The sequence below is a fragment of the Amphibacillus sp. MSJ-3 genome, from assembly GCF_018919165.1.
Taxonomy (GTDB): Bacteria; Bacillota; Bacilli; order Bacillales; family Amphibacillaceae; genus Amphibacillus.
In genome coordinates, this window is record NZ_JAHLQM010000024.1 from 1 (window position 1) to 12,941 (window position 12,941).

Here is a 12,941-nt window from a genome sequence, read left to right on the forward strand (position 1 = left end):
GCCGCTCGCTTCCTTCAGATTCCGCGTCACCACGGACACCCTTGCGTTAGGCTAACCACTACTTCTGCCTTCATGGCTCGGGACTCTCACCCTAGAGATTACATCCATGCCAGGCACACCACCAAAAAGGGAATCCAGTATTTTACTGGATTCCCTTTTGATTTTAGCTGAGTTATATCCCAGTCTCTTCCCTATTGATTCATGACCATTTCTTTTAGTTTATCATCAAATTGCCCTTGTTTTAACATATTGATCTCAAATTTATATGGTGGTTTTTTGCTTTTCTTATCTTCACCAACATAGGGGGTTTCTAATATTTTTGGTAATGCCACAAGCTGTGGATGATGAACAATGTAATGTAGTGTGTCAAAACCAATATGACCAAAGCCAATATTCTCATGGCGATCCTTATGGGCACCACATATATTTTTACTGTCATTAATATGAATGACTTTTAACCGATCGAGCCCAATCAAATGATCGAATTGATTTAAAACCCCATCAAAATCGTTAATAATATCATAACCCGCATCATGAATATGACAGGTATCCAAACAAATTGATAATTTATCATTTAGATCAACACCATCAATAATCATAGCTAACTCTTCAAAAGTACGCCCAATCTCTGTCCCTTTTCCGGCCATTGTTTCTAAAGCGATTTGGACATCATATTCTTTTAATAACACTTCATTTAAGCCTTCAATAATCTTTGCAATTCCCTTCTCAGATCCAGCACCAACATGCGCACCAGGATGTAGGACAATTTGCTGTGCTCCTAAAGCATGTGTGCGCTCAATTTCGCTTTGTAAAAAAGAAACAGCTAGTTCGAAAGTCTCTGGTTTAGTTGTATTCCCCAAATTAATAATGTAAGGGGCATGTACAACTAATTCTTCGATACCATTTTCCCTCATATGCTGACGTCCAGCTTCTATATTTAAGTCTTCGATTGCTTTTCTTCTTGTATTTTGTGGAGCACCAGTATAAATCATCATTGCAGATGAACCATAACTTTTTGCTTCTTCACTTGAACCTAATAACATTTTCCTTCCACTCATTGAAACATGTGATCCTATTTTCAATATCTCCACCCCAAAAAAATTTCTATTTTACTTATTCGAGCGACCCAAGTTCTACATTTAAGATATCGACAAAAGAAACAAATGATAACATGGGCGGTTTCTCACTGGCTTAACCTTTATTTCTTCCGCTGTTTTTTTAATTGTCTCTTAAATCTTTCTTGTTGCTTCTTCATTTTCACCTTATAACCTGGTTTAACCTTTTTTGGTTTTCTAACTTTTCGCCATGCTTCTTGATCAAGGTCATTCCCTTGTTTTTTTCTTAATTTCCGTTCATTCCAAGGGTTAATCTCTTTCCATTCATCCTTGATGATATCATAAGTTACGAAATCCATCCCCTGTTCAGTTAATTTCTCCAAGAGTGGAAGATCCTGTTCAGTATATAAATGAATTGCTGTTCCTTCCATACCCGCACGAGCTGTTCTTCCAATTCGATGAACGAAAAACTCAATTTCTTTTGGAAGTTGAGCATTGATCACATGACTGACTCCTTCGATATCAATCCCACGTGCCGCCAAGTCTGTTGCAACAATATATTGATATTTCAATGCTTGGATATCTTTTAAGACACGCTTTCGTTCCCTCGCCCCCAAACCACCATGGATTATTCCAACATTTAAGCCTTCCTTAACCAATTCAGAATATAATTCATTACAAGCTTCTTTCCCATTGGCAAAAATAATAGCTAAATATGGATTAATCGTCTTTGAAATTTGAGTAATCATCTTTGCAGGTTGCCTGTGTCTCAACGGAATTAAGCGATTTTCAATCTTATTTTCCGTTTGTTGATCAGTAATTTGAATATGAGTTGGTTTCTGTAGGTATTTTTTCAAAAAAGGTTGTAACCGTTCTGGGATTGTTGCTGAAAACACCATAATTTGTATTTCAGGGTTTGATTTCACTAACATTTGATCAATTTCATGAATCAAGCCTAAATCCAACATCAAATCGGCTTCATCAATCACGAATGAACGAACTGTATATAGGTTGATCGATCCATCTTTAACCAAATCTAATAGGCGTCCAGGTGTAGCGACAATTATTTGGGGTTGTTCAGTTAATTTACCAATTGTTCTTTTTCTATCTGTACCACCAATAAACAATTTTGCTCTCACTTGTTGCTGTTCGTTTAAAAACGAACTGATTCTTTTAACTTCATCAAAAATTTGTGTTGCTAACTCACGTGTTGGAGCGACCACAACAAACTGAACTTCTTTTTTGTCGAAAGCTAATTGATTGAATAGAGGTAATAAGAAAGCATGGGTTTTTCCTGACCCTGTTTGTGATTGACCGATCACATTTTCGTTTCTTAGTACCGCTGGAATTACTTTATGCTGAATCGGCGTCGGGTTATTAAATCCTAATTGATCTACAACATCTTGGATCCATGGTTTTAAATTATATTCTTTAAATTGATGTTTTTCCATATTAAACTCCTCATTGAAAGCAACTTATTTCATTATTATAGTTTAATTCATTTAAAATTGCACATTTCAATTTTTTATAAAAATTGAAATGGCTCAGTACTTATTTTTGACTCAATCACTTCAATCCGTTTCCCTTCATCCTTAAAACGTTGATGGAGGTATTCGTGAATCGCTGTAATCATAATTGCCTCAATATGATGTCCTGGATCAATAATTGATAAACCTATAGCCTCTGCATCTTGTGCAAAATGGAAAGATACATCGCCTGTAATATAAACATCCGCTCCCAGGTTCTTAGCTTGTTGATAGTATTTTTCTCCACTACCACCAATAACAGCAACTTTTTTTACCTTTTGATTCAGTGAGCCAACTACACGCAAACCCGTAAGTTGAAAGGCTTCCTTAACATGAAGCGTCAATTCTTTCAAAGTCATTTCTTCTGGTAAAATGCCAATGCGACCCAAACCATATATTTTCCCCTCATTGGCCAGCTCAATTAAATCGAAAGCAGGTTCTTCATAAGGATGAGACTTTACTAATTCTTGAATAGCTTTTGAGCGTAGCTTGTCTGGGAGCATATATTCTAATTTCACTTCTTTAACTTCTTCCCTGACTCCTTGTCTACCCAAGAATGGATGAGCTGATTGATTAGGTGTAAATGTTCCCAAACCTTTAATTCGGAAGGAGCACTCCTTATAATTCCCCATTTGACCAACCCCTATCTTCGTTAACGATTGATCAACTATTTCTTGATGACTTTCGGGAACATAGACATGTAGTTTATACATCTTTTCTTCAGACTCAGGAATAAGCACTCTTGTTTTCTCCAAATTAAGTTTGTCTGCTATTAAATCGTTCACTCCTCCTTGAACAATATCTAAATTTGTATGAGCAGAATAAACAGAGATATCATGCTTAATCAGTAAATTGATTATTTTACCTTTTGGTTGATTGAGATTGATTTGCTTTAATGGTCTAAATAGCAGTGGGTGGTGGGAAATAATTAAATTAACATTAGCTTCTATAGCCTCCTTGACAACTGCTTCGGTCACATCTAGTGTTATCAATATTTTATGAACTGGTGTTTTAAAATTTCCAATCTGTAAGCCTACATTATCCCAATCACTTGCTAATTTTTTCGGTACCCACTCCTCAAACAACTCAATTACTTTGCCAACAGTTATTGATTTAGTCATCTTCTAACACCTCCTGTATCCATTTACCTTTAATTTCAAATTGTTTAATCTTATTTAAATCAGGTTTCTTAGCTTGTTTCATCTGCCTGATAATATTGTGATTATTGGTCAATTCTCTCTGCCACTTTTGTTTAAATACCCTATTTTTATCTTTTAGAAGATAAGGACCAAATAAAAGCTCTTTAGCAGAGTATTCCCGCACTCTATTAGTTGTTAGCATATCAGCAACTAATATCTCATAGATATGACCATCTTCTTCTAATATCCTTTCAGCAATTAATTGATATTCTGTATCAAGTAACCATTCTCTGATACATTCACTATCAACATTAGGTTGTAAGATTAATCGTTCAACATCTTTTAATAAATGCTTTCTCTTTTCTAGAATTGAACGAATTAATCCGCCACCCATTCCCGCAATAACAACTTGCTTAACAGGTTTATTTTGAATAACTTCTAGGCCGTCACCCTTAATGACTTCTATTCGATCTGATAGAAGTTGTTGTTTAACATGTTTAAGAGCAGATTGATAGGGGCCTTCATTTAGCTCCCCTGCTATTGCCTTTGCCTCTTGATCATTCTGACAAACAGCAATTGGTAGATAAGCATGATCGCTACCAATATCAGCAAAATAAGAACCGTTTGGTAAGAATGCCATAATATTTCTCAGTCTATCTGATAAAACAATCTCATTTGTCATGCCTATTACACCTTTCTTTTAAATAATTGATACAACAATACAAACAGTTAGAATAAGTAAGCTCATCACAACTAATAGCTTATTAGTACGTTTGATTCCGAAACCGATCCAAAGGAGTAATTGTCCAAAAATAATGATTAACCTTACAACTGTTTGATCGATCAATTGATGAATAATCACTAGAGAAAGAATAAAAATATTTAATAAAAGAACCATTAGAATATAATCAAAATCTATTTTATAAAGTTTTATCCCAAGAAGAAATAATCCGATACAAATAATTACAGACAATATAATTAAAAATGTAAACTGGATTAAAGTTGGCTTAATATATAATGAAAACAGGGCAACACCTGGTGCTAATGTTAAACTTAGAAACATGAATAGTAAATTGAATGAATTGACTTTATTAATTACACTAGCTTCATCTTCAATGCCTATCATGTCTGCCTCGCCCTCAGTATATAAAGCAAGTAAATAATCGCAATATTTTTCAGGAAGTAGACGGTTCTCTTGCCAATATTTTATTTCATTTATAATTGTCGTTTTCCTTTGTTGATCCATGGTCAGACACTCCGAATTTAAATTCTCATTTCTAGTATAAAGTAGAGGCTCATTCAGTAAAGCTTTTTTCTATACCCTTTTAAATAAAACTAGAACTATAGCTAATTGGCACAAAACAAAAAAGTTAGTACAACATTTTTAACAGCATCTTACTCACTTGCGTTAACTTTATAACTAGTAACCGGGTAAGATGACTTTTTATTCAGTTGAGAACTTACAGTTAGCGTATCTTCGATAAATTTTCACCAGTCACTATCTGCTTTTCATCATTAAGATATTTCGAGTTTTCCAAGCGATAAGGATCAGGGCAAATTAAAGTGGAATAAAAAACATTGCTTAATGAAAAAAAATAGCCAATCAAGAATCAATTGAAGCTCAACTGAATCATGATTGACCGAGCCAATCTAGCTGATACATCCCATCTCTCTTTTCATTCATTTTACTCTAGAAAATCCTTCAATCGTTTACTTCGACTTGGATGGCGTAATTTACGCAAAGCTTTAGCTTCAATTTGACGAATACGTTCACGAGTTACTCCGAATACTTTCCCTACCTCTTCCAATGTGCGAGTTCGTCCATCATCAAGCCCGAAACGTAAGCGCAAAACATTTTCTTCACGATCTGTTAAAGTATCAAGTACATCCTCTAGTTGCTCTTTCAATAATTCATAAGCAGCATGATCAGATGGTGAGGTTGCCTCTTGATCTTCAATAAAGTCACCTAAATGTGAGTCATCCTCTTCACCAATTGGTGTTTCCAAAGAAACAGGTTCTTGAGCAATTTTTAATATTTCTCTTACCTTTTCAGGGGTTAGATCCATTTCCTTCCCTATTTCCTCTGGGGTTGGCTCTCTACCCAAGTCTTGTAATAACTGTCTTTGAATTCGAATCAATTTATTGATTGTCTCAACCATATGAACTGGAATCCGAATTGTTCTCGCTTGATCTGCAATCGCACGTGTAATCGCTTGACGAATCCACCATGTTGCATAGGTACTAAATTTAAAACCTTTTCTATAATCAAACTTTTCGACAGCTTTAATTAAGCCCATATTTCCTTCTTGAATAAGATCGAGAAAAAGCATACCTCTTCCAACATAACGTTTAGCAATACTAACAACTAAACGCAAATTAGCCTCAGCTAATTTCATTTTTGCCTCTTCATCACCTTCTTCAATCCGCTTAGCTAAATTTACTTCTTCTTCAGCTGTTAATAAGTCGACTCGTCCAATCTCTTTTAAATACATTCGGACAGGGTCATTAATCTTAATCCCTAGTGGAACACTAATATCTTTTAAGTCAAATTCTTTTTCTTTTTTGATTTCACCTTCACTAGGGTCTTCATCAATATCACTCACTATATCAATACCTTGTTCACCTAGATATTCGTAGAACTCATCAATCTGCTCTGACTCCAATTCAAAATGTGCAAGACGTTCAACAACATCTTCATAAGCAATAACACCACGTTTTTTACCTAATTCAACAATTTGCTCTTTTGCTTCGTCTAATGTTATCCCAACTTCATTCCCATTTGAATGTTCTGGTTGTTTTTCTACCATTAGAGTCCCCCTCCTTCCAACTTATCCAATCCATAATCAGTTTTTGGTCCTTAGTTCTTTCTGAATTCGCATAATTTCCATCCCAATTTGAGCTGCTTTTAAAAAGTCTTTCTTTAACTCAGCTTGTTTTTGTTCAGCAATTAAATTCCTTATAATGACTTTATCATTATGTTCAGCTTTAATAATATGAACATAGTCTGAAAGTTCTTCTTCAGAAAAATCTGTTGTCACAGGTTCCATTGCAATCTCAATCACTTCACTTATTATTTCATCATCTTTTAAACGTTCAACAAAATGACTGACATTCGGTTCAAAACCATCTTCATAAAATGCGTATAGATAAGTAACTATAATTTGATGTTCCTCAATATTAAAATCGGCACCTAATGTATGCTTTATTTGTTCAGCAATTGAACGATCAAATAACATGTAGGCTATTAACTTTCTCTCAGCATTATGATAAGCTGGTAAAAGCTTTTTCGTTTTTCCTTTTAATATGCGGTCATTAGTATGGCTTGTCGTGTCCACTTTATGCCTAGTTGTCTCTTGTTTCTTCCTAATTTGATTAACTTCTTCCTGAATGGCTTCTGAAGACAAGTCAAACATTTTAGTTAGCTCTCTTATATAACGATCCCGATCTAAAGCTGATTTTAGTTGGGCGATCTCAGTAACAATCTTCCTAACATAAGCCATTTGATCCGCTTCTACATTTAAATTATAAGCTCTTTTGTGATACATCATGATAAAACCCATATAAGTAGAGCTTACCTCGATTACTTCTTGCTTAAACCTTTCGCCACCATATTTTCTAATAAAAGAATCTGGATCGTGACCATCTGGTAACGTTGCAATACGAACTTGACACCCCACTTTAGCCATTAACTTCGCTGCTTTAAAGGAAGCATTAATCCCCGCTTCATCTCCGTCATAACAAATAACAACAGTATTCACATAGCGTTTAATTAGGGCTGCTTGTTGTTCTGTTATCGAGGTACCAAGTGATGCAATCCCATTCTTAATATTTCCTTGATATGCAGTGATCACATCCATATAACCTTCAAATAGTATCGCCTGGCCTGTTTTTTTCAATTCACTTCTCGCTAAATCAAAATTAAATAGCATTTTCCCTTTTTGAAACAAGGCAGATTCAGGACTGTTTAGATATTTAGGCTCCAGCTCAGTTATTGAACGTCCACCAAATCCAACTGTTTTAGAAAGATGATTCCGAATTGGGAAAATAAGTCTTCCCCTCATACGGTCATAAACTTGTCCCTGATCATTTCGTGCTAATACACCGGACGATACAAGTTCTTGTAAATTAAAAGCCTTCTTTTCTAGAAATTGAGGCGTGACTTCCTGTGCTTCTGGTGAAAAACCAATTTGAAAACATTCAATTGTTTCATCTGTTAGACCGCGATTTTTCAAATAAGCTCTAGCATCTTCAGCTTCTTTTGCATGACTAAAAATATGATGATAAAACTTTGTCAATAATTCATGTGCTTGTAAACTGACCTGATCATTCGACTGATCTTTATGGCCCTCTTGTTGTATATATTGATCTGGCATTGAAAAGCCACTTCTTTGAGCTAAATAAGTGACTGCTTGTTGAAAAGAGAAACCTTCTTGTTCCATCAAAAAAGTAAATACATTACCACCCTTTCCACAACCAAAACAGTGAAAAATTTGTTTTTCTTGAGTAACAGAAAATGAAGGTGTTTTTTCACCATGGAATGGGCATAGACCAAAATAATTTCGCCCTTGCTTTTTTAATGAAACATATTCACCTATAACATCAACAATATCATTAGCCTTACGAATCTCATCTATTATTTGCTCAGGAATTTGAGCATTCATAATAATCACCAACGTTTAATTTCTAGATAAAATCAAAAATTCCTGCAAGTTTCGACAAAAAAATTTGAAAAAAGATAAAAAAACTTTATTTTTAATCGTTTTGAGCTCAATTCATCAAATTAGCAAAATATTAAATATCTATGCTTAAGATACTTAGGCGATAATTTTACTTAGATAAATCTTCTACATTGGAAATCTATATTCCTGCAAGAAACTGAAAACATCAACTATCTAACAAGCTATTAATTAAGAATTATCGAAAAGTTAATATTTTTACACAAATAATAATTATAGCCTATTATCAAGAAAAAAGCTATATATTCTGTTCAGGATAAAATCCTTACGAGTTATATCGTAAGGATTTTAGTTCTTTTTATTCAATTTAAATGACCTTATTTAAATTAAGGATGACCTCTTTTTTTCACTAAAGGGAACTTTCCCTAGTTGGCGTTTTCCCCATACCTCACTATGGGGATATGGATGAATCGTATCTTTTATACTGACCACTGATTTCCGACTTATATTCAGATACATTCCCTTAATATTGTAAGGGGCTAAAAGTTAGTAATCAGCAATAACCATGCAGCTCTATTCAAACTCTTTGTCCCGCCTTTAATACTTAGCTTATCTATCGATTTTTAATAGATGTCGGTTACACCCTATTAAAGATGGATAATCGGTTTAGCGTGTCATTTGGATTTGTAAAATAATATTTGCTGTTTCTTCAACGGCTTTATTTGTAACATCAATAACTGGACATCCAAGACGATCGACAATCGCATCAAAATATTCAAGTTCCTGATCGATTCTATCCATTGCTGCATAATTAGCACTGGCCTTTAATCCAAGTGCTTTTAAGCGTTCCTTTCGAATTCCATTTAGTTTTCCAGAACTTATTTTTAACCCATAACATTTATTTGGATCCGTATTAAATAGCTCCCTTGGTGGTTCTACTTCAGGAACAATCGGAACATTAGCTACTTTTAGACTTTTATGTGCCAAGTATTGAGATAAGGGAGTTTTTGACGTTCGTGATACTCCAATTAACACAATATCAGCTTGTTCAATACCACGCGGATCACGTCCATCGTCATACTTAACAGCAAATTCAATCGCTTCTACTCGTTTAAAATAAGATTCATCCAGCTGATGATTTAAGCCAGGTTTCATTTTTGGTTTTTTCTCAAATAAGCGTTCCATTGCATCAAGCATTGGCCCAATGATATCAATGACTTCTAATTTATACTCATATGATTTCTCCATCACATACTGACGTAAATCCGGATCAACAAGTGTATAACCTATGATCGCACGGTCCTGAGTAGCTTGTGTTAATATTTTCTTTATCTGTGCCTTATTTTGAATATAAGGTGTTCGATATATTTTATAACTTTGACCATTCCCAAATTGTAATAAAGCTGCTTTAATCACTTGTTCTGCTGTTTCACCAAGTGAGTCTGAGAGTAAATAAATAATTGGCTTGTTCATCTCATCACCTCAACTCTAAAAGTGCTGCTTCCATTCTACTATTTTAAAATCAGCAAACAGATAAATTAATTCAGCGATATGATTTAATAAGGTGATTCGGTTATTTTTTATATTTTCATCATCAACCATGACCATCGTCTGATCAAAGAATCGTTCGATTGTTGGTGACATGGATTCTAATTGATCAAGTGCTTCCTGATATTCTCCCTGTGTCATTTTTAATCGATAGTCAGATTCAATCGATTGGTAAGCTTCGAATAAACGATATTCTGAATCATTTTCAAATAAAGATGGATCAATTGTTTGATTAATATTAGCATTTGCTATATTAATGACACGTCCAAGGGCTTCATGCACTTCTTTAAAATCGCTACTTTGTCGCTTACTTTCCAAGAGTTTTGCCTTTTTCATTAAATGAGAAACAACACCAATCTTCTCATGTGTAACAGATTTGATGATATCCGGTGCAATCTCTTCTTCTCTAGCAAGATAGACAATTCTACCCTCAATAAACTCAACAACATTTGCTTCTACATTCTTATCTAATTCAAAATTTGATTCCTGAAATTGATTTAAACTCATATCAAGAATCTGCTCAAATGTAATTGCCCAATCGCGTTCTGTTAAAATTTGAATAACACCCATCGCCTGGCGTCTAAGTGCATATGGATCTTGAGAACCTGATGGAATTAAACCAACACCGATACAGCCAACAATTGTATCCATCTTTTCAGCAACACTTACGATAGCTCCAATAGTTGAAGCAGGAAGTTTATCATTGGCGTGACGTGGCATATAATGTTCATTTAGCGCTTGAGCGACAATTTCATCCTCACCAAATAGCAGGGCGTATTTCTCACCCATAACTCCTTGGAGGTTAGGAAATTCATCAACCATCTGGGTCACTAAATCAAATTTACTAATTGATGCTGCACGGTTAACCTGCTCTATTTCCTTTTCTGTAAGTTTTAGCAGCTTCGCTATTGCCACTGAACTATTTGTCACTCGCTCTACTTTATCAGCAAGTGTACCTAACTGTTGTTGGAAAATCATTTTTGATAATTTAGCATTGTTTTCTTCAATTGTCTTTTTCTGATCCTCCTGATAGAAAAATAGCGCATCTTCTAAACGGGCATTTAATACTTTCTCATTTCCCTTGACAACATTTTCAATATATTCTGCGTTACCATTGCGAACACCAATAAAGTAAGGTAATAATACTTTTTCTTTATTTCGAACTGGAAAATATCGTTGATGAACTTTCATCGATGTGATCAAAGCCTCTTCTGGAATGATTAAAAAGTCATCACTATATTCACCATAAAAGACCGTTGGATATTCGACCAGCTGTGTAACCTCTTCTAACAGCTCCTCATCAATATCTACATGCCAATTATGTTTACCTGCTAAATCTTTAATCTGAGCTAAAATTTGCTCTTTTCTTTTATTGCTGTCTACTATTACATATTGTTCTAATAAAAGTGACTCATATTTTAAAGGATCAGAGAGTGTAATTTCCTGTCCTAAAAACCGATGTCCAAAGGTATGATTACTACTTGTCACTCCCTCAATTTCAAAAGAAATGACTTCGTTATTATTTAAAGCTAATAACCATTTAATTGGGCGAACATAGCGTAAGTGTCGACGGGCCCAGCGCATATTTTTAGGGAATGTCATCGATAGAATAACATCTTTAAATTCAGGTAATAACTGATTAGACGATTTACTTTCGATAAATTTTTTAACATGAATATAATCCATGCCATTAATTTGTTTAAAATAAATATCTTCTACAGTTAAACCTTGTCCTTTTGTAAAACCTATCGCCGCTTTTGTCCAATTACCATCTTGATCAACAGCAATTTTCTTTGCTGGTCCTTTAACCTCTTGCTCCAAATCCGCTTGTTTACTTGCTAGGTCGATAATTTGAACCGCAAAGCGTCTTGGTGTAATAAACGTTTTTATTTCATTAAATGTTAGTCGATGATCCTTTAACCATTGTTCTGTTCTGTTTCTAAACTGTTGTTCTGTTTCTGCAAGAAAACGAGCTGGCATTTCTTCAAGTCCAACTTCAAATAAGACATTAGTTGTTGCCATTAACGTCACCTTCTCTCTTAAGCATTGGGAAACCAAGTTTCTCCCGTTCTTTTACATATAGCTTTGCAATTTCACGAGCTAAATAACGTACTTTACCAATATATCCTGTTCTTTCGGTTACAGAAATAACACCTTTAGCATCAAGTAAATTAAAAGTATGTGAGCATTTTAATACATAATCATAGGCTGGAAAAACTAATTCTTTCTCCATAAGTTGCTTTGCCTCCTGCTCATATTTATTAAATAAATCAAATAACATCTCTGTGTTTGATACTTCAAAGGTATACTTTGAGTGCTCATATTCAGGCTGATAGAAGATATCTCTCACTGTCACACCATCTGTCCAGGTTAAATCAAAGACATTTTCTTTATCCTGAATATAGGAAGCAAGGCGCTCAATACCATAAGTAATTTCCACAGCAACAGGATTGGCCTCAAGACCACCAATTTGCTGAAAATAAGTAAATTGAGTGATTTCCATTCCATCTAACCAAACTTCCCAACCTAAACCTGCGGCACCTAACGTTGGGTTTTCCCAATTATCTTCTACAAAGCGTATATCATGCTGAAGTGGATCAATATTTAGTTTTTTTAGTGATTCTAAATACAATGTTTGAATATTATCAGGCGATGGCTTCATAACAACTTGGAATTGATGATGTTGATATAAACGGTTTGGATTTTCACCATAACGACCATCATTAGGGCGACGGGAAGGTTCAACATAGGCAACATTCCAATCTTCTGGCCCTAAACTCCGTAGTAATGTCATTGGTGACATGGTACCTGCGCCTTTTTCCGTATCATAGGCCTGCATTAAAATACAGCCATGTTCCGACCAAAATGTTTGCAAAGTTAATATCATTTCTTGAATATGCATGATCTTTCCTCCATTTTTCGTATGATCTATGTATTTTTGTTCAGTGAGAAAATCCCGTCCCTATGTCCTAATTGTAAGACATAGGGACGGGATTT

General features: G+C 34.7%; 10 protein-coding genes and 1 other annotated feature (1 of these 11 running past the window's edge). All 10 genes read right to left on the reverse strand.

The window, feature by feature from the left end:
• Positions 1 to 191 precede the first annotated feature (191 nt).
• Positions 192 to 1,085: a deoxyribonuclease IV gene (locus tag KQI76_RS08235; protein WP_216399883.1), complete on the reverse strand. Its 894-nt coding sequence runs from the start codon at positions 1,083 to 1,085 to the stop codon at positions 192 to 194.
• A 113-nt stretch (positions 1,086 to 1,198) separates the two neighbouring features.
• Positions 1,199 to 2,506 carry a DEAD/DEAH box helicase gene (locus KQI76_RS08240; RefSeq protein WP_216399847.1) on the reverse strand — a complete coding sequence of 436 codons (1,308 nt, stop codon included), beginning with the start codon at positions 2,504 to 2,506 and terminating at the stop codon, positions 1,199 to 1,201.
• A 74-nt stretch (positions 2,507 to 2,580) separates the two neighbouring features.
• Positions 2,581 to 3,702, reverse strand: a complete 1,122-nt coding sequence (locus KQI76_RS08245) for a Nif3-like dinuclear metal center hexameric protein (protein WP_216399848.1) — start codon at positions 3,700 to 3,702, stop codon at positions 2,581 to 2,583.
• Positions 3,695 to 4,402: a tRNA (adenine(22)-N(1))-methyltransferase gene (locus KQI76_RS08250; RefSeq protein ID WP_216399849.1), complete on the reverse strand. Its 708-nt coding sequence runs from the start codon at positions 4,400 to 4,402 to the stop codon at positions 3,695 to 3,697. Before KQI76_RS08250 ends, KQI76_RS08245 begins: the two co-directional genes overlap by 8 nt.
• A gap of 18 nt (positions 4,403 to 4,420) precedes the next feature.
• Positions 4,421 to 4,966 carry a hypothetical protein gene (locus KQI76_RS08255; RefSeq protein WP_216399850.1) on the reverse strand — a complete coding sequence of 182 codons (546 nt, stop codon included), beginning with the start codon at positions 4,964 to 4,966 and terminating at the stop codon, positions 4,421 to 4,423.
• Between the two features lie 439 nt (positions 4,967 to 5,405).
• Positions 5,406 to 6,527 (reverse strand): RNA polymerase sigma factor RpoD, encoded by a 1,122-nt coding sequence (gene rpoD / locus KQI76_RS08260; protein WP_216399851.1) that lies wholly within the window; start codon positions 6,525 to 6,527, stop codon positions 5,406 to 5,408.
• Positions 6,528 to 6,563: 36 nt separating this feature from the next.
• Positions 6,564 to 8,381 (reverse strand): DNA primase, encoded by a 1,818-nt coding sequence (dnaG, locus tag KQI76_RS08265; protein WP_216399852.1) that lies wholly within the window; start codon positions 8,379 to 8,381, stop codon positions 6,564 to 6,566.
• A 681-nt stretch (positions 8,382 to 9,062) separates the two neighbouring features.
• Positions 9,063 to 9,869 (reverse strand): pyruvate, water dikinase regulatory protein, encoded by an 807-nt coding sequence (locus KQI76_RS08270; RefSeq protein WP_216399853.1) that lies wholly within the window; start codon positions 9,867 to 9,869, stop codon positions 9,063 to 9,065.
• A 15-nt stretch (positions 9,870 to 9,884) separates the two neighbouring features.
• Entirely contained in the window at positions 9,885 to 11,966 is a 2,082-nt protein-coding gene (gene glyS, locus KQI76_RS08275; RefSeq protein WP_216399854.1) for a glycine--tRNA ligase subunit beta, read from the reverse strand.
• Positions 11,953 to 12,846 carry a glycine--tRNA ligase subunit alpha gene (gene glyQ / locus KQI76_RS08280; RefSeq protein ID WP_216399855.1) on the reverse strand — a complete coding sequence of 298 codons (894 nt, stop codon included), beginning with the start codon at positions 12,844 to 12,846 and terminating at the stop codon, positions 11,953 to 11,955. Before glyQ ends, glyS begins: the two co-directional genes overlap by 14 nt.
• 79 nt (positions 12,847 to 12,925) lie before the next feature.
• Positions 12,926 to 12,941 (reverse strand) — a binding site (T-box leader); it runs 157 nt beyond the window's last position.